The organism is Microbacterium sp. zg.Y1084, from assembly GCF_024623595.1.
Taxonomy (GTDB): Bacteria; Actinomycetota; Actinomycetes; order Actinomycetales; family Microbacteriaceae; genus Microbacterium; species Microbacterium wangruii.
The window spans coordinates 234215-252220 of the sequence record NZ_JANJGV010000003.1 but is presented as its reverse complement, the minus strand read 5'-3'; the positions used below and the strand labels follow the sequence as shown (position 1 = coordinate 252220).

Here is an 18006-nt window from a genome sequence, read left to right as displayed (position 1 = left end):
TGCGCGGGGCCTCAGGCGCCGACCAGGCGCGCGAACGCGCTGAGCCGGGCCACCCCCTCGGGTGTACGCGGCAGGTCGTCGAGCACGCCGGGCGCGTACACGATGTAGGCGGCGTACTTCGCCCGTGAGACGGCGACGTTGAGGCGGTTCTGCAGCAGCAGGAACTCCAGCCCGCGCGGCGCATCGCGTCCGCTGGATGCCGCGAGCGAGACGATCGCGATCGCCGCCTCCTGCCCTTGGAACCGGTCGACGGTGCCGACGGGCACCTCGCCGAAGCCCGCCGCGGCGAGGGCCTCCTCCACGACCACCTGCTGGGCGTTGTAGGGCGTCACCACGATGACGTCGCGGGCGGTGAGCGGCCTCGGCGGCGCACCGGCGCCGTCGGTCCAGGCGCGCCCGACGACGTCGCGGACGATCCGCACGACCTCGTCTGCTTCTTCGGGTGACTGGGTGGCATTGCCGTGGTGGCGCACGGGGATCGGGTGCACGCCCGGCTCGATGCCGCCGACCAATCGCTCGGCGGCAGACGGGTGCGATGCCAGCTCGCCGGCGTACGCCAGCTGCGAGACGGGTCCTGCGACGGCGGGATGCATGCGCCAGGTCTGGGCCAGGAAGTATCCGTGGGCCGCGTCGATCACCTCGGCGCCGTCCATCACCCAGCCGAGGGCGGAGGTGTCCACCGGCTCGGGATGCGTGCCCTGGCTCACCTGCGGCAGCTGCTGCGGATCGCCCAGCAGCAGAAGCCGAGAAGCCGCGACGGACACGGCGATGGTGGATGCCAGGGAAAACTGCCCGGCCTCGTCGATGACGAGCAGGTCGAGGCTCTGCCGTGGCACCCGGGTCGGGTGGCAGAAGTCCCAGGCGGTGCCCCCGATGACGTACCCGGCCGTCTGCTCTGCGGTGAACGCCTGCACGCCGTTCTTCGCGATGACGGTGAAGGACTCCTCCCCCGTCGGCGCATCCTTCAGCGCCTTGGCGACCTGCGCCTTCGGCACCCCGGCGGCGACGACGCGGTCGAGCATGTTCTCCACGACGGCGTGCGACTGCGCGACGACTCCGACGCGGTAGCCGCGCTCGGCGACGAGGCGCGCGATCACGTGAGACCCGACATAGGTCTTGCCGGTGCCGGGGGGTCCCTGCACGGCGAGGTAGCTGCGGTCGAGGTCGGCGATCGAGGCGGTGATGTCCGCCACGATGTCACCCGTGCCGCGGACGAGCGCGCCCGACCGGCTGCGCGGCGGCACTCGTCGCAGCAGGTCGGTCGCGGCATCGGCGGGCAGAGCAGGCGCGGCGGCGATGACGGCATCGGCCCATTCGTCGATGGCGCCCTGCTGGCTGCCGGCGGCGGGCGGCCCCTCGGGAGTGAGCGCGACCGGGAGCTCCGACCAGGTGAACCCGTCGACGGGCGTCTCGCTCACGACGACGCCGTCGTCGAGCACCTCGACGATCTCCGCTGAGCGTGCCGCATGCAGGGCGCGGGGTCCGGCATCGACGGGGAAGGGCGCGGGGCGCTCGTAGACGACGAAGGGCCGGCCGCGCTCCTTCAGGCGCGTGCCCGGGGCGAGCTCGCCCCGCAGCTCCACCAGGCGGCGGTCGACGCGGCCGCCCTCGGGACGGTGCCAGTCCTGCACGACGCGAGAGCGCTCGGCGTCGAACACGACGACGTCGCGACTGTCTGCCCACACCGACACCGGCTCGCGCAGCCGCAGGAAGTGCGTCGCCCAGAACGTCTTGCGCTCGCGAGGGTAGTAGTCGATGGCGGCGGCGGCCAGGCGCAGCGCCTGCGCGTCGGACTCCGCCTGCCCTTCGGCGAGGCGTCCCAGCGCCTCGGCGCGCGGCGACGGCTCGTACCCGGCGTCGACGGGGTCGGGCTCGACCGAGGGTCGCATGCCGGCGTCCTTCGCACGCTCGACCAGCCAGTCCCGGAGGCGCCGCGTGGAGACGCAGTCGTAGCGGTTGTAGTCGGCGAGGTCGGCGAGCACGGCCTCGGATGCCGCGGCGTCGCCGTCGGCGGCAGCGGCCCGCGCCTGCACGTACTTCACGATGGAGTCGTCGCCGCGCTGCACGTCGCTGGTGCGCACCTCAGCGCCCATGTACAGCGGTTCGAGCTTCTTGATCGAGTAGGACCGCGACCCCACCCGCAGCGCCCGGCGCACGATCGGGTAGAGGTCGACGAAGACGCCGTCGCGCAGCAGCCGGTCGACCTCGCCCTCGCGCACGCCGTAGCGAGCGGCCATCTGCAGCAGGTGGGTCGGCTCGTAGGGCGCGTAGTGGTAGATGTGCATGCCGGGGCGCTCGCGGCGGCGCAGCGCGACGAGATCGAGGAAGCGCTCGAACGCGGCGCGCTCCTCGGCGAAGCTGTGCGCCCAGAGGGCGCTGTACTGCTCCCGCACATCGACCCAGCCGAAGAGGTAGTCGATGCCCCAGGTGGTGCCTGCGCCCTCCGTGTACAGCGGGTCGCCCTCGAAGTCGAAGAAGAGGTCGCCGGCGTCGGGAAGCGGCAGGGCGCCCAGCGCCTGCGGGAAGACGACCTCGAAGGTCGGCAGCGGCGCGGGCACCGGTGTCTCGTCTCGCTCCGCCCGCTCGATGACCGCGACGGTGTCCGGCACACCGGCAGGGCTCTCCAGCTGCAGCCGGGCTTGGGTGCGCAGGCTGGCGAAGGTGTCCCACGACATGCGCGGCGGAGCCTCGTCGGCGGCGGCGAGCGCGTCGATCGTGGTCACGCCCGCGGCCCGCAGCCGGTCGCGCTGCACCGGCCGCATGCCGGCCACGAGCAGCAGATCCCGGTGGGCGATGACCTCCAGGTCGCAGGTGGCGCAGCGCCCGCAGGCGATGACGCCCAGCTCACCACGCGGGTCTCCCCAGGCGATCGGCGCACCCGCCGCGCCGGCGGCGACGTCGCGGTCGGCGATGAGCGCGAGCAGCCGGGCGCGGCGCAGGCGGAACGTCGGCAGCAGGTCCCGCACCGCGTGACGCGACGTGGTGCCGTCGCCGAGCAGCAGCTCGACGTGGTCGGCCCGCGCGACCCCCAGCGCGTCGAGCTGCACGACGTAGGCCGCGAGCTGCATCAGCGCCGTGACCCGGGCGTGCCGGGCGAGCTTGGTGTCCTGAACGACCCAGCGGCCGTGGCCGTCGGCGTCCGCTGTGGCGGGGTCGCGCACGAGGAAGTCCGCGAAGCCCACGAAATCGGGTGCGGCGAACGCGGCCTGGTAGATGACGGCGGCGTCGGAGCGCAGCGCCTCTCGGGTGAGCGCGACCGCATCGGCGAGCGCCGCGGCATCGCTCGACCGCGCCTCGGGGATCTCGATGACCCTGCCGGGGAACGCGCGGCGGTAGTCGTCGAGCACGCGCAGCTCGTGCGCGATGCCGAGACGGCCGGCGCGCTCGAGCGTGAGGTCTTCCACCTCGTCCACGGCGGCGATGCGTCCCAGCTTCGCGTCGATGGCGCGCAGCCAGGCGAACTCGCATTCCGCGGCCGCTTTCAGGTCGCTCGCGCTCCAGACGATTCGGGCTTCGTCCTCGATGTATCGCATGTTCCCCTTTCGCCTTCGACCCTAGCCGCGGGTTCGGACACCGAGCGCGGCGCCCCGGGCCGCCTGAGGAGCGGTCGCGAACGATCCCGGCGAGCCCGCCTCCGGCAGCGACGCGCAACCCTCTCCGTGCACCGCGCGTGCACCCTGCCAGACTGGAGCCATGAGCCTCCCCTTCGAGAGCGTCTACCGTCACGGGTTCGCCCGCATCGCCGCGTGCACGATCCCCCTGGCTGTGGCCGACCCGGCCACCAACGCCGAGTCGGTGCTGCAGTCGTGGCGGGGGTGCCACGACGACACCGTCGCCGTCGCCGTCTTCCCCGAGCTCTGCCTCACCGGGTACGCCATCGAGGACCTCGTGATGCAGGACGCCGTGCTGGATGCCGTGGAGCGCGCGATCGAGCGCCTCGTCGCGGCATCCGTCGACCTCTTCCCCGTGCTCGTCGTCGGGGCGCCGCTGCGCCATCGCAACCGCCTCTACAACTGCGCCGTCGTCATCCACCGCGGCGAGGTCGTCGGGGTCGCGCCGAAGTCGTACCTGCCGACGTACCGGGAGTTCTACGAGCGCCGCTGGTACGCGGCGGGAGAGGCATGGTCGGGCGAGCCGATCCGCATCGGCATCCATGAAGCCGTGTTCGGCAACAACCTGCTGTTCGAGGTGCGCGATGTGCCGGGGCTCGTGCTGCACGCCGAGGTCTGCGAAGACGTCTGGGTGCCCATCCCGCCGTCGTCACGGGCCGCGCTGGCCGGCGCGACGGTGCTGGCCAACCTCTCGGGCAGTCCGATCACGATCGGCCGGGCCGACGATCGCAAGATCCTCTGCCAGTCCCAGTCGCTGCGCTGCCTCGCCGCGTACGCGTATGCCGCCGCCGGCATGGGCGAGTCCACGAACGACGTGTCGTGGGACGGCCAGACCATGGTCTACGAGGCAGGCGCGCTGCTGGGGGAGACCGAGCGTTTCCCCGAAGGGCCGCGCCGCACCGTCGTCGACGTCGACCTCGACCGGCTGCGACAGGAGCGCCTGCGGCAGGGGACGTTCGACGACAACCGTCTCGCCGACGGCGGCGAGTTCCTCACGGTGGAGCTGTTCCTCGACCCGCCGGCGACCGATGTGGGACTTCGCCGGCCCCTGGACCGCTTCCCGTTCGTGCCCGACGACCCGGCCCGCCTCGACCAGGACTGCTACGAGGCGTTCAACATCCAGGTGTCGGGCCTGGAGCAGCGCCTGCGCGCGATCGGCGGGCCGCGCCCTGTCATCGGCGTGAGCGGCGGGCTGGACTCCACCCATGCCCTGCTGGTCGTCGCGCGCGCGATGGACCGCATGGGCCGGCCGCGCAGCGACATCCTCGCCTACACGATGCCGGGGTTCGCGACGAGCGAGCACACCAAGTCCAACGCGATCGCCCTCGCCGAGGCGATCGGCGCCAGCATCCAGACGATCGACATCCGTCCCGCGGCGAACGAGCTGCTGAAGGGCATCGGGCACCCCTACGCCTCCGGCGAGCCGGTGTACGACGTCACCTTCGAGAACGTGCAGGCCGGCGTCCGCACCGACTTCCTCTTCCGCATCGCCAACCGCGAGAACGGCATCGTCATCGGCACGTCCGACCTGTCCGAGCTCGCGCTCGGCTGGGCGACCTACGGCGTCGGCGACCACATGAGCCACTACGCCGTCAACGCGGGTGTGCCGAAGACGCTGATCCAGCACATCATCCGCTGGGTGATCGCGCACCGGCCCGGCAGCGGCGGCACCGCCGACGACGCTGCGACCCGGCTGTCCGACGATGCGGTCGCCGTGCTGCGCTCCGTGCTCGACACCGAGATCAGCCCCGAGCTGGTGCCCGCAGGCGAAGACGGCAAGGTGCAGTCGACGCAGGACACGATCGGCCCGTACGCGCTGCACGACTTCACCCTCGCGTACGTGCTGCGCTACGGCTTGCGCCCCTCGAAGATCGCGTTCCTCGCCGAGCACGCGTGGGCCGACCCGGATGCCGGCTCCTGGCCGCCCGGGTTCCCCGCCGAAGAGCGGTACGGCTACGACCGCGAGACGATCGTGCGGTGGCTGCGGGTCTTCCTGCAGCGGTACTTCGGCTTCGCGCAGTTCAAGCGGTCGGCGATCCCGAACGGCCCCAAGGTCGCCGCGGCAGGCTCGCTCTCGCCCCGCGGCGACTGGCGGGCGCCCAGCGACGGCAACGCGCGGGCCTGGCTCGCGGAACTCGACGCCGCGCTGACCGACAGGTAGTCAGCGGTCGGCCGGCACCGCCGGCCGGCGCCGCCGGGTGCGTTGCGGCGCCGCGAGGTGCGTGGCGGTGAGGGAGGGTCAGACGGGCATTGCGCCGTAGGCGATGGTGATGATCCACCCATCGCGGGAGGCGTCGAGCAGGTGGTAGCCGAGCTTGCGGTCAGGAAGCCATCCCTTGCGCCTGGCCGCGTCGAGCTTCACCCGCTCCGCCGCCACGCGCACGCCGCGCCCGTCGGCCTCGAGCACGGCCTGCACCTTCGTCCAGTGGTCCAGGAGCGCTGGGATGTCGTCCTCGTTGAACAGGTGCGAGTGCTTCTGCATCATGTGGATGTCAGCGGCATCCGGGTGCATGTCCCGCACGTCCAGTCCCAGCGGCAGCGCCGGATCGGCGACGGCGACGACCGTGGCGGAGCGATAGCTGGCGGTCTTGACCTCGTACGGCAGCTCGACGCCGTCGCGGGAGGCGATGAGGCGGGTGTGGTAGCCGTAGCCTCGCGGGGGCTCGCGTTCGACGCGGATCTCGTGGGGCTCGCACTTCTGCAGCTTCGCGACGATCTCGCGCGTCAGGATGCGCCGTCGATCGTGCACGCTGACGGCGGGGTCCCAGCCCAGCCGGGCAGTGATCGCCTCAGGCGTCTCGAGCAGGACGGATTCCATGTCATTCCTCTTCTCCGGCCGAAGCCGTCCACCATCTTCGCCCAGGTCCCGCCCCGGGGCCACGGGGCCGGGCCGTGAATACCGCCGGCTCAGCTGCCGCCGGAGAGGATCCCGATGACCCCCGAGGTGAGCATGTACACGCCGATGGCGCCCACGACGAGCCAGACGCCGATACGGGCCGGAGAGGGCTTGTTCTTCTCAGGGTCGACCGAACTCACCGCGGACCTCCGCTCAGCGCCGCGAGCCGGAGAAGGCCACGCGCAGCACGAGGAAGACGATCACCGCGACGACGGCGACGATGGCCAGCTTGAACGCGAACACGAGGAAGGCGCCCAGCACCTCCACGAGCACCCAGGCGATCACGACAGCGACGATGACACCGACGACGGTCCACAGTGTGCTCTTGTTCATCCCCCCAGCTTACGAGGCCGCCGGGACGGGCGCGTCCTGGGTGATCACGCTGGGGCCTCGGGGGGTCGCTTCGACGAGCAGCTGAGCGGGCAGCTGCTCCTTCATCGCCTCGACGTGACTGATGACGCCGACGGTACGGCCACCGGCGCGCAGTTCGTCGAGGGTGCGCATCGCCAGCTCGAGCGTGTCGGCATCGAGTGAGCCGAATCCCTCATCGATGAACAGCGTGTCCAACCGCAGTCCCCCGGCGCGCGCGGTGACGACCTCGGCCAGGCCCAGCGCCAGGGCCAGGGAGGCCAGGAACGTCTCGCCCCCCGACAGCGACTGCGGCGGGCGCAGGCGGCCGGTGTGCGCGTCGAGCACCTCGATGCCCAGCCCGGACGCGGCACCCCGGGCCGCGCGGGCGTCGGTGTGGTGCAGGGTGTAGCGCCCCGCCGACATCTCCCCGAGCCGCACGTTGGCCGCTGCCACGATCTCCTCGAGCTCGGCGGCGAGCACGAACGTCTCGAGGTCCATCTTCATCGTGTTCGGCGCACGCCCGGCCACCGTGTCGGCGAGCCGGCGCACCGCTTCGGCCTCCTCTGCGTGGGCGGCGACGGCGGCATAGGCGTCGTCGGCCTGCACGAGCAGGTCGCGCAGCCGCGCGGCGACGTTCTGCGCGTCGCGCTCGGCGGCGATGGCGGTCGAACGAGTGGCGTCGGCCGCGTCGACCGTGGCCTGAGACGCCGCGAGATCCACCGGTTCATCGGGCGCCCCGGCCAGTTCCAGTTCGAGTTCGAGGGCGCGCTGGCGCGTGGCGGCCAGAGCTGCGTCGTGAGCGCCGATGCGGTCGACGAGCTCCCGCACCACACGATCGTCGCGCAGCGCCGCCGCGGCGTCGTCGGCGTCGGTGAACACGGATGCCGCGAGGCGGGCGTCTCGCTCGGCGACCGCCGCGTCACGGTCTTCCACGGCGCGAGCAGCGGTGGCGCGGGCAGCACGGCACGCGCGGGCGGCGTCTCGCTGCGCCGTGGCCACGGCGACACGGTCGGCCACGGTGGGGTGGTCCCCCCGTGCGGCCGCGATGGTCTCACCCATGGCCGTCACGGTCGCGTCCAGCGCTGCGGCGGTTTCACGTGCCGAGTTCAGGTCGGCGGCCAGGCCGTCGCGCGCCGTGAGCGAGACGGCTTCGAGCTCTTCGAGCTGCCGGCACTGCGCGTCGAGGCGGTCACCCTCACCGGCAGCGGCAGCGGCGGCGCCCACAGCGGCCTCGGCGGCCGCCAGCTGTGTCTCGAGGGACTCGACGCCCTCGCCGCCGGCTCGCGCGGCCGCGTGAGCGTGCGCGTCACGCGCGGCGCGCGCAGCGTCCGACGCGGCGCGCTCGGCTGCCAGTGCGGCATCGCGCTGCGCTTCTGCTTCGGCCAGCAGCTCATCCGTCACCGGCTCGTCGCCGCGCGCGGCGGGGGCCGGGTGCGCCGTGGCACCGCACACGGCGCACGGCTCGCCGTCGATCAACGCGGCCGCAAGCTCTCCGGCGTAGCCGTCGAGTCGTCGCTGCAGCAGCACCGCCACACCGGCAGCCGCGGCGGCCGACAGCGCGGCGGCGTCGCGATGGGCGGCATCGGCCTCGCGCAGCACGACCCCGAGCGTCTCTGTCTCCCTGGCCGCGGCGACGCGAGCCGCGAGGCCGTCACGGTGAGCGGTCGCGCCCGCGAGAACGGCGGCGCGCGTGCGCGCATCGGCGAGCTGGTCGCGCAGCCGCGTCAGCTCGGCGGGGATCTGAGCACGTTGCTCGTCGAGCGTCGCGAGTTCGTGCTCGAGCACGGCGACCCGGCTTCGGGCAGCGGCACGCTCGGCCTCGCGGTCGGCGAGCGCGGACTCCTGGGCCGCGGCGGCGGCCCACACCGCCAGGTCGCCGGTGAGCTGTTCCTCGACGACGGCGAGGTCTGCCTCGGGGTCGGAGGCCAGGAGGGCCCATGCCTCGTCGGCCTGGGTCGCCGCGGACGTCGCCTCGGCAGCGGCCTGCGCCGTGCGGGTCGCCATGTCGAGCACCGAGCGCAGGGCTTCGGCTGCGCGGGCGCGCTCCATCGTGATGCGGTCGGAGGCGATGCTCTCCGCATCGCCCTCGAGGGATGCCAGCCGGTCGCGGGCCTGCGCGAGGTCGGCGTGCGCCTTGGCCAGGGCCACGCGCTCGGCATGAGCCGCCGTCGCCGCAGCGAACGCGGCGTCGGCATCCGCCCGCGCGCGTGTGAGGGTCTCCTGCCGGTAGTCGGCACGCCGGACGGCCCGCTCTGCGGCGTTGCGGCGCCCGGCGAGATCGGTCGGCACCCCGCCTTCACCGGCGAGCGCGTGCTCGGCGATGAGGCGCTCGGCCTGGTCGAGCAGCGTGCGGGCGTGCTCCCCGAGCGTGTCGAGACTCCTCGCGGCCTCCTTGCTGCGCTCGGCGAGGACGCGCACGTACTCCTCGTATCGCCGGGTGCCGAAGAGCGTGCGCAGCAGCGGCTGGCGCTCGGCTCCCGAGGCGAGGAGGAAGCGCGAGAACTTGTTCTGCGCCAGCAGGATCACCTGCTGGAACTGCTGGGCGTTCAGGCCCAGGATCTCGTCGAGGGCGAGCCCGACATCGCGCGGCTTCGCGGCGCGCCCGACCCACTCCCCCGCGACCTGCTCCTCGAGCGTCGCGCGGGTCGGCTCGGTGGTCAGTCCCCCACCACGCCGCGCCGGCCGCTGGTACTCCGGCGCCCTGGTGACCCGCCACCGACGGCCGGCGACCGTGAACTCCAGCCGCACCTCGGTGGGGTCGTCAGGGGTGCAGTGATCGCTGCGCAGGCGCTTGTCGCCGGAGTCGTAGCGCGGCACGCTGCCGTACAGGGCGAAGCTCACCCCGTCGAGGATGCTGGATTTTCCCGCGCCGGTGCGACCCGAGATGAGGAAGATGCCGTCACGGTCGAACGCGTCGAAGTCGACCGTCTGGGTGGCCAGGAACGGCCCGAAGCCCGTCAGTTCCAGCCGGTGCAGCTTCACGTCGCCGCCTCGGCGAGGGTGCGGTCGTCGAGCAGGTCGTCGATGAGCGCACTCTCGCGGTCGTTCGCGCCCTCCCCCTCCCGCACGTGCCGCAGGAACACGTCGAGCAGCTCGCGGTCGCTGCGCGCGGCGCGCACCCGCTGCGAGTAGCTGCGGCCGTCGTCGGGCATCGTCTCGGCGGGTCGGTGGGCGACGCACGCGCAGTGGGCGAAGCGCTGCTGCAGCCGGCGCATCGGATCGCGCTGCGGCAGCGGGTCGGTGTACTCCACCGACACCCAGGCATCCTCGTGCACGGCGAAGCGCTCGTCGGCGAGCAGTTCGTCGAGAGGACCGGTGAGCGTGACCAGCCGGCGGGGCACGGGCAGCTCGAGCCAGGTGACCTCGGTGAGACCGGCGGCGCCGAGTTCGACCAGCCACGACCCCCGCGGCTTGTCGCCCTCGCCGAAGCTGTAGTGCAGCGGGGCGCCGGCGTAGCGGACCGCATCGGACAGGCGCTGGCGCCCGTGGATGTGGCCGAGGGCCATGTAGTCCACGCCGTCGAACGCCGACAGCGGCACGACGTCGAGCCCGCCCTGCTGGATGTCGCGCTCGAGGTGCGGCGTCGGCTCGACGCCGGCGGCGAAGCAGTGCGCCACCGCGACCGAGCGCCCGCCGCGCTCGGCGAGATCAGTCCGCACCAGGTGCATCGCGTGGGTCATGACATCGGCCTGCGACCGAACACCCGGCCACACATGCCGCAGCAGCGCAGGCTCGAGGAACGGCAGCGCGTAGACGTGGACGGCACCGTGCGCGTCGGTGAAGGTGAGCGGCGTGCCGGCGGTCTGCGGGTCGGTGACGACGTGGATGCCCTCGCGCAGCAGCGCCGACTGGAAGCCGAGCCGGGCGGCGGAGTCGTGGTTGCCGCTGGTCACGACGACCTGAGCGCCGGCGTCGGCCAGCGCGACGAGGGTGTCGGTGAGCAGTGCGTAGCAGGCGGCGGCCGGGGTGGCCGAGTCGAACACGTCGCCGGCGACGATCACGACGTCGACGTCGTTCTGGCGCACCTGCGTCACCATCGCGTCGAGCACGACGCGCAGGGCATCGAGGGTCGCGTGCCCGTGGAAGGTGCGCCCGATATGCCAGTCGGAGGTGTGCAGGATGCGCATGCCTTCACGGTAATCGGCGCTTCCGACATCCTCCTGGAGGATCGCCCGCGTAGGCTGGTTCCGCCGTGACCGCCGTGCTCCCCGCCTCCGCCCCCTCGTGGCGCAGCTGGACGATCTGGGCCGTCGGCGTCGCGGCCTACATCCTGTCGGTGGTCAACCGCACGTCGCTGTCGGCGGTGGGCGTCGACACCGCGCACCGCTTCGACATCGACGCCTCGACCCTGTCGATGTTCGCCGTCATCCAGCTCGGCGTGTACGGCGCGATGCAGATCCCCGTGGGACTGATGCTCGACCGGTACGGCGCCCGACCCCTCATCACGGCGGGCATGGTGCTCATGGCCGTCGGGCAGCTCGTGATGGCGCTGTCACCCAACGTGGGCATCGCGATCGCGGCGCGCATGCTGCTGGGCGCAGGGGATGCCGCGATCTTCCCGAGCGTGCTGCGGCTCATCGCCACGTGGTTCCCCGCGCAGCGTGGACCCGTGATGGTGCAGGTCACCGGGATCGTCGGTCAGCTGGGGCAGATCGTGGCGGTCGTGCCGCTGGCGGCGCTCCTGCACGCCACGAGCTGGTCGGTGGCCTTCGGCAGCGTCGCCGGGCTCGGCGTCCTTTTCGCGGTGCTCGTCTTCGCGGTGATCCGCAACCACCCACCCGACCTCGACTCCGACGTCACCGTCGACACCGACACCGGATCGATCCGGGTGGTCACCTCCGCCGTGGACAACCGCGTCGGCATCCGTGCCGCCTGGTCGCACCCCGGCACCCGGCTGGCGTTCTGGTCGCACTTCACCACGCCGTTCGCCGGATCGGCCTTCGTCATGCTCTGGGGCTTCCCCTTCCTCACCGCCGGTGAGGGGCTGACGCAGGGCGAGGCGGCCGTCGTGACGACGGTGTACGTGCTGTCCGGCATCCTCATCGGCCCCGTCATGGGGTCGCTGTCGAGCCGCGTGCCGACGCTGCGCTCGCGCGCCCTCGTGCTGCCGTCGATCGCCGTGCAGGCGCTGGTGTGGCTCGTCGTCATCGCACAGCCCGGCGCCTCACCCCTGTGGCTGCTGCTCGCACTGGCGGTGGCGCTCGCGATGGGCGGACCGGCATCGATGGTCGCCTTCGACCACGCCCGCACCCACAACCCCTCGCACCGGCTCAGCACGGCGACCGGGATCACGAACTCCGGCGGCTTCCTCGCGTCGCTGATCGCGATCTTCCTCATCGGCGTGGCACTCGACCTGCAGGGCGCGGGCACGCCCGCGACCTACACGCTCGACGCTTTCCGTCTGGCGTTCCTCGTGCAGGTTCCGCTGTGGATCGTCGGGACGGCGTTCATCGTCGTCGAGCGCAAGCGCACCCGCATCCACATCGGCCTCGACGCGCCGCGGCCGCGCCGGCGGCGGCCTCAGGCGACGCGGGGCGAGTAGCGCCCGGACTTCTCGGCACGGGCGCGAGCCTTCGCCGCCTCCTCCTCGCGGTTCTTCGGGGGCGCCACGGCGACGAGGTCCGCCAGCAGGTGGCGCGTGGCGTGCTCGATCTCGTCCACGGCCCGGTCGAACGCCGCCGCATTGGCCCGGGAAGGCTTGGTGACGCCCGAGATCTTGCGCACGTACTGCAGCGCCGCAGCGCGCACCTCATCGTCGGTGGCGGCGGGCTCGAAGTTGTGGAGCGTGTGGATGTTGCGGCACATGCGGTCACCGTACGCTCAGGATGCCGCCCTGGCCAGACCCTAGTCTCGGACGGTGGACACCGCATCCGACGACCCCGGCGACGCCCTCACACGCTTCACCCATGACGGTGCAGAACTCGTCGTCGAGGAGACCGGCTCGGGTCCGCGCACGTTCCTGCTGGTGCATGGCATCGGCATGGGCCGACGTGTCTTCGTCGACCTCGTCGGCCGGCTCGAGCCGCACGGCCGCGTGCTCGCGGTGGACCTGCCGGGGTACGGCGCCGCCGCGGAGCCGCCCCGGGTGCCCTCGATCGAACGCCTCGCCGACCTGCTCGCCGCCTACCTGCGGGCCTACGACGTGACGCCGGGAGAGACGATCGCGATCGGCCACTCCATGGGCACGCAGGTCGTCGCGGAATTGGCGGCGCGGCATCCCGATCAGGTCGACCGCATCGTGCTGGTGGCGCCCACGGTGGATCCCGCCGCGCGGGGCGCGCTGCCGCAGCTCGGCCGGCTCGCCCTGGACCTGGTGATCGAGAGCCCCAAGGTGCTCGCGCTGGGCGCGCGGGAGTATGTGCGCGCGGGTCCGAACCTCCGCCGCAAGACCCGGGCGATGCTCACGCACCGCCCGGAGCTGGCGTACCCGCGCATCGACGTGCCGGCCCTCGTCATCCGCGGCGAGAAGGACGTCGTGTGCCCGCGCGCCTGGTGTCGTCAGGTGGCGACGGCGTTGCGCGCACGACTGGTCGAGGTGCCCGGTCACGGGCACGAGACGATGATCCGCGACGCGGCGCCGGCCTCCCGCGAGATCCTCGCCAACGTGGGGATTCAGCCCGTCGAGACCTGACGTGCCAGCTCCGAGACCTCGTTGTCGGGCAGTTGGATGCCGGACTGCTCGAGGCGCTGGTGCAGCACCTCGACGATGCGATCGTGGGGCTCGGTGCCGAGGTCGTTGCGCGTCTGCGCCACGATGCCCGCGACTTTGTCGACCTCGGAGGCGTTGTTCTGCGCCATCGCCGGCAGGCGCTGCTCCTGCGCGCCGGAGAGATCACGCTGGGATTGGCTGGCCGTGAGGGTGTCGCGCCCCTCGTCCTGACCGTGGTGGTCGGGCACGTCGGGCACGCCGATGCCGACCGCCTCGTGCGTGGGGTCCGCGGCAGGAGCCGCCGAGCCGTCGACCGGCTCAGCCTCGCGCTCGGCGTCGGTGACGGTGCCCTGCGACGGCGCAGCGGCCGTGGAGTCGCCCTCGGGACCGGTCACCGGGTTGGCGGGGTCGCGGTCGGCCGGGCTGGCTGCGGCTGTGCGCTGCATCGCCTCGGCATCCGCTCCGCCCTGATCGGGGTGGTTGCCCCCGGTGTTCTCGAACTCGTTCTCGCGCTCGGTCATGATTCCTCCACTCCCAGGTCGGGGTCGGCGCCGCGGGACGGCTCGGGCGACTCGACATCGCCCACGTCGACGGGCGCGTCGGTCAGATTGGGCGAGCCGACGGCATCCGCGTTGCGCTCACGGGACTCGATGTCATCGATGCCCTCCCAGCCACCGGGCGGGTCGGCGTCGATCACTCCCTCGGGCAACGTGCGATCCGGGTTGTCGGTCATGATGCGCTCCTCTCGTCTGCCCCCCACTCTGCGGCGTCAGGTCGGGGGCCGTCGCGGGCTTGACGAACGCGTCCGCCGCGCGTAGGGAGCGCGGGAGGCTCAGGCGGGGTGGGGCGTGCGCAGGATGCCGCGGTGCGCCGGGTTCTCGTCGAACCAGTCCGCGACGTACCAGCAGACCGGGATGACCGTGCGGTCGCCGCGGGCCTCCAGCTCGGCGACGGCGCGCGAGACGACCTCGCCCGCGTAGCCGTGGCCGCGGTGCGGGGGCACCGTGTAGGCGCGGGTCATGGCGATGGTGCTGCCGTCGTCGCGGTAGTCCAGCACGCTGAGCAGCTCATCGCCGCGCAGCAGGGCCCATCGGGACGCGTCGGTCTGATTCTCGAAGCGCAGGTCCTTCATGCCGCCAGGCTACGCCCGTGTGACAGGCCGGGGGCCGAGGCCGGGGGCGGTTCGGGAAGCGTCAGCGCGGCCGGGATGCCGCGACGACGTCGGCGAGCCGGCGGTCGACGGCGCGCTGACCGCGGAGGTGCACGATCGACCACCCTTCCGCCGCGCGGGCGGCCGCGGCAGCCCGAGCTCGGCCGAGAGCTGCGCGGCCCGTCGCGACGTGCCGGAGCCGGACGTCACGAGCACCCGGATGCGGCGGGGCGGGCGGGCTATCGGCACCGGCCGACTCCAGCCAGATGTCGCCGGTGCGCGGACGCTGAGCAATCTGTCACATTTCGTCATCTGCAGGGCGGGGCGTCCGAGCGGTTTGACGCTTTCCGACTCGGTGGGTCATAATCGGCCTCATGACTGACAACGCACGCTCTCTGTCCGCCTGGGAGGCGAACGGGACTGCCGGCATGATGATGCCCGGCCGCGCTGTCATGTGTTGCCGAATGTGTCGTTGACACCACGACCCCACGCCGGGCTCGAGCCGCGCCTTTGATCTGAGCGCCGCGGCCGGCCCCCGAGCATTGCGGCATGCGCCCACAACGCGCAACCGCTGCTCCGACACATCGCCCACTCTCGGGCTTTCGCAGCACACCCTGAACCCGTTCCGGCGCATCGCCCGGGTTCCACCTGCAAGGACGTCAACTCCCATGTCGAACATCGCCATCCTCGATCGCCCGGCCACCGCCCGCCACCTCCGCGCCGTCGAAGACGTCGCGCCCACCGCTCCCGCTGCACGCGCCGCCGCACCCGTTGAGGCGGAGGCCCGCCCGGCATCCCCCCGCCCGGTGCCGGCAGGCACCGCCCCCCGCGGCTTCGCCCTGTACGTCGGCATCGACGAGGTGAAGGCAGCGCAGGACGGCGTCTCGCTCTCCGTGCTCGTCGCCGCGCTGCGCCGCACGCTCGCCGATCTCGCGCCGCAGGCCGAGACCTACGCCACCGTTGCGCTCGCTCCGGCCGGCGCCGGCGGCCGCGACGTCGACGTCGTGCGACTCGCTCTGCACGAGCCGAGCGCCGTCGCCCGCACCCAGGAGGACGAACCCGACGAGGATGCCGTCCCCGGCGGCGTCACCGTCGACATCTCGCGCAAGCGCGTGCTGATCGACGGCGCCTCGGCGGCGTTCACCTTCAAGGAGTTCGAGCTGCTGCAGTACCTGGTGCTGCGGGAGGGACGCACGATCGAGCGCGCCGAGCTGGTCTCGTCGCTCTGGCAGGGCACCGGCGACGACGAGGCGCCGGGTGAGCGCACCATCGACGTGCACGTGCGGCGCCTGCGGGCGAAGCTCGGCCGGTACGAGGACATCGTGCGCACCGTGCGCGGCGTCGGCTACCGGTTCGACCGCCACGCCGACGTCGTGATCCGCTACGGCCACGGCAGCCCTTCGCCCGACCGCTTCTGACCCGCATCCTCCCCGTACGGTGGCAGCCGCGCGCGGTGCGCCGGCGGCCGCGTGCACAACGACGCCTTCCCGTCCCGCGGGAGATGCCGGCGGGCGGCGTGGACGTCCGCACGGGCCGGATCCGCGACGTTGTGCCCGCACCGCGTGCATCACGCCGCCTTCCCGCCTGCCGACGGGGCCCCGACGCGCGATGTGGGCGCCCCGATGCGCGGATCAGCGACGTTGTGCACACCCCCAGCCCGTTGCAGGGCGGCGCACCCGCACCCGCACTCGCACCATCCGCGGCGTTGCGCACGCCGGCCCCGGCGCCCGCGTCCAGCGGGATGTCGGCGGGGTGAGCGTAGGGTGGCGGCATGAGCACGGTGCAGGCGGGAAGGATGCCGCGCACGGCAGCACTCGCCCCGGCCACCGCGGCCGCGGCAGCAGCCGCACGCACCACCGCGACCGCGACCGCGACGCCACCGGCACACACCCCCGCGGCCGCCCCCGCACACACCCCCGCGCCCGGGGCCGCGCGCCCACTCGAGACCGAGTACCGGCCGCGGGTCCCCATCGACGCCGCGCGGGCCATCCGGTACCAGCGCCACGGCGCGAACGACCCCGCCTTCGCGGTCGACGGATCGGTGCTGTGGCGCGCAAGCCGCACCCCCGAAGGCGTCGCGACCCTGGCCATCCGCCCCGACCGCAGCCGCATCAGGGCGGCGGCGTGGGGACCCGGAGCCGAGTGGGCCCTGCACCAGCTGCCCGCGCTGTGCGGCGGCCTCGACGACCCGGCCGGGTTCGACGCCGGGCGGCATCCGCTCATCGCCGAGGTGCACCGACGCCATCCCGACCTGCGCATCGGCCGCACCGACCTCGTCTTCGAGGCCCTCGCGAGCGCCGTGATCGAGCAGAAGGTCACCGGCCTGCAGGCGTTCGGCGCGTGGCGGGTGCTCGTGACCCGCTTCGGCGAGCGCGCTCCCGGCCCCACTCCGAAGGCCATGTTCGCGCCGCCGTCGATCGACGGCTGGCGGCACATCCCCAGCTGGGCGTGGCATCGCGCCGGCGTGGAGCCGCCGCAGGCGCGCACGATCGTCGAGACAGCACGTCGCGGCGCGTCGGTCGTCGCGGCGGTGATGGATGCGGGCGCCGGCGAGGCCGTCGACCGCGTGCTGATGAGCCTGCGCGGCATCGGCATCTGGACCTCCGCTGAGACGCGCATCCGTGCCCTCGGCGACCCCGACGCGGTGAGCGTCGCCGACTACCACCTGGCCCACGAGGTCGGCAACGCCCTGACCGGCCACCGCGTCGACGACGACGGGATGCTGGAGCTGCTGGAGCCGTGGGCCGGTCACCGCCAGAGGGTGATCCGACTGATCTACGCCGGTGGCGTGCGCGAGCAGCGGCGGGGTCCTCGACTGCACCCCGAGGACCACCGCGACCGCTGACGGGCGCCCTTGTGAGCCGTCGCGGCGCGGTTCACACTGGACCCGTCGCGCGCCGGCGCGGCATCCACCGTCACGAGAAGAAGCGAGATGGCCGCTCTCAACCCCTACCTGTCGTTCCGCGCTCAGGCGCGCGCCGCCATGACCTTCTACCAGGGGGTGTTCGGGGGCGACCTGCAGATCTCCACCTTCGGCGAGTTCGAGGGCATGGCGCAGGATCCCAGCGAGCGCGAGCTCGTCATGCACTCCCAGCTCACCACCCCCGACGGCTTCGTGCTCATGGGCTCCGACACACCGGGCGCGCTGCCCTACGTCGCCCCCGCGGGCATCGCGGTGTCCCTCAGCGGGGACGACGAGGCGCAGCTGCAGCGGTTCTGGGATGCCCTGACCGGCGGCGGCACCGTCACCCTGCCGTTCGACCCGCCGCCGTGGGGCGGTCGCTTCGGCATGCTCACCGATCGGTTCGACGTCCCCTGGATGGTGGCGCTGAACGCGCCGTCCTGACCT

At 72.9% G+C, this 18006-nt stretch carries 16 protein-coding genes; 6 read left to right on the top strand and 10 right to left on the bottom strand.

The window, feature by feature from the left end:
• Positions 1-11 precede the first annotated feature (11 nt).
• Positions 12-3533, bottom strand: a complete 3522-nt coding sequence (locus NQ165_RS05665) for a bifunctional RecB family nuclease/DEAD/DEAH box helicase (RefSeq protein ID WP_257526148.1) — start codon at positions 3531-3533, stop codon at positions 12-14.
• 160 nt (positions 3534-3693) lie between these two features.
• Between NQ165_RS05665 and NQ165_RS05660 the strand changes: the two genes are divergently transcribed.
• On the top strand, positions 3694-5772 hold the full coding sequence (locus NQ165_RS05660; protein WP_257532006.1) for an NAD(+) synthase: 2079 nt from the start codon (positions 3694-3696) through the stop codon (positions 5770-5772).
• 78 nt (positions 5773-5850) lie between these two features.
• Here the strand turns inward: NQ165_RS05660 and NQ165_RS05655 are convergent, their stop codons facing one another.
• From NQ165_RS05655 to NQ165_RS05635, 5 genes are all read right to left on the bottom strand, one after another.
• Positions 5851-6429 carry a hypothetical protein gene (locus NQ165_RS05655; RefSeq protein WP_257526150.1) on the bottom strand — a complete coding sequence of 193 codons (579 nt, stop codon included), beginning with the start codon at positions 6427-6429 and terminating at the stop codon, positions 5851-5853.
• An 89-nt stretch (positions 6430-6518) separates the two neighbouring features.
• Positions 6519-6647: a hypothetical protein gene (locus NQ165_RS05650; protein ID WP_257532004.1), complete on the bottom strand. Its 129-nt coding sequence runs from the start codon at positions 6645-6647 to the stop codon at positions 6519-6521.
• 13 nt (positions 6648-6660) lie between these two features.
• Positions 6661-6840, bottom strand: coding sequence for a hypothetical protein (locus NQ165_RS05645; protein ID WP_257526152.1), 180 nt, complete (start codon positions 6838-6840; stop codon positions 6661-6663).
• 9 nt (positions 6841-6849) lie between these two features.
• Positions 6850-9840, bottom strand: coding sequence for an SMC family ATPase (locus tag NQ165_RS05640; RefSeq protein ID WP_257532002.1), 2991 nt, complete (start codon positions 9838-9840; stop codon positions 6850-6852).
• Positions 9837-10985: an exonuclease SbcCD subunit D gene (locus NQ165_RS05635; protein WP_257526154.1), complete on the bottom strand. Its 1149-nt coding sequence runs from the start codon at positions 10983-10985 to the stop codon at positions 9837-9839. The genes NQ165_RS05640 and NQ165_RS05635 overlap by 4 nt, the downstream gene beginning before the upstream one ends.
• Before the next feature lie 65 nt (positions 10986-11050).
• Here NQ165_RS05635 and NQ165_RS05630 point away from each other — a divergent pair, with 65 nt between their 5' ends.
• Positions 11051-12400 carry a nitrate/nitrite transporter gene (locus tag NQ165_RS05630; RefSeq protein ID WP_257526155.1) on the top strand — a complete coding sequence of 450 codons (1350 nt, stop codon included), beginning with the start codon at positions 11051-11053 and terminating at the stop codon, positions 12398-12400.
• Here NQ165_RS05630 and NQ165_RS05625 read toward each other — a convergent pair.
• The gene (locus NQ165_RS05625) at positions 12379-12663 is read right to left on the bottom strand and encodes a DUF2277 domain-containing protein (protein ID WP_257526156.1); all 285 of its coding nucleotides are present in this window, start codon (positions 12661-12663) and stop codon (positions 12379-12381) included. The genes NQ165_RS05630 and NQ165_RS05625 overlap by 22 nt on opposite strands.
• A 52-nt stretch (positions 12664-12715) precedes the next feature.
• Between NQ165_RS05625 and NQ165_RS05620 the strand changes: the two genes are divergently transcribed.
• Complete coding sequence (locus tag NQ165_RS05620) at positions 12716-13489, top strand: alpha/beta fold hydrolase (protein WP_257526157.1); 774 nt, start codon at positions 12716-12718, stop codon at positions 13487-13489.
• On the opposite strand, the gene NQ165_RS05615 is transcribed toward NQ165_RS05620, so the two are convergent.
• The 3 genes from NQ165_RS05615 to NQ165_RS05605 form a co-directional block, all read right to left on the bottom strand.
• Positions 13471-14028 carry a hypothetical protein gene (locus tag NQ165_RS05615; protein WP_257526158.1) on the bottom strand — a complete coding sequence of 186 codons (558 nt, stop codon included), beginning with the start codon at positions 14026-14028 and terminating at the stop codon, positions 13471-13473. The two genes, NQ165_RS05620 and NQ165_RS05615, sit on opposite strands and share 19 nt — an antisense overlap.
• Positions 14025-14240 carry a hypothetical protein gene (locus NQ165_RS05610; protein WP_257526159.1) on the bottom strand — a complete coding sequence of 72 codons (216 nt, stop codon included), beginning with the start codon at positions 14238-14240 and terminating at the stop codon, positions 14025-14027. Before NQ165_RS05610 ends, NQ165_RS05615 begins: the two co-directional genes overlap by 4 nt.
• Positions 14241-14339: 99 nt before the next feature.
• Positions 14340-14639: a GNAT family N-acetyltransferase gene (locus tag NQ165_RS05605; protein ID WP_257526160.1), complete on the bottom strand. Its 300-nt coding sequence runs from the start codon at positions 14637-14639 to the stop codon at positions 14340-14342.
• Positions 14640-15325: 686 nt separating this feature from the next.
• Between NQ165_RS05605 and NQ165_RS05600 the strand changes: the two genes are divergently transcribed.
• The 3 genes from NQ165_RS05600 to NQ165_RS05590 all read left to right on the top strand — a co-directional run bounded on the left by NQ165_RS05600 (position 15326) and on the right by NQ165_RS05590 (position 18003).
• The gene (locus NQ165_RS05600) at positions 15326-16075 is read left to right on the top strand and encodes a winged helix-turn-helix domain-containing protein (protein ID WP_257526161.1); all 750 of its coding nucleotides are present in this window, start codon (positions 15326-15328) and stop codon (positions 16073-16075) included.
• 353 nt (positions 16076-16428) lie between these two features.
• Entirely contained in the window at positions 16429-17502 is a 1074-nt protein-coding gene (locus tag NQ165_RS05595) for a DNA-3-methyladenine glycosylase (RefSeq protein WP_257532000.1), read from the top strand.
• Between the two features lie 87 nt (positions 17503-17589).
• A complete protein-coding gene (locus NQ165_RS05590; protein ID WP_257526163.1) occupies positions 17590-18003 on the top strand; it encodes a VOC family protein in 414 nt (137 codons plus the stop codon).
• Positions 18004-18006: the final 3 nt, after the last annotated feature.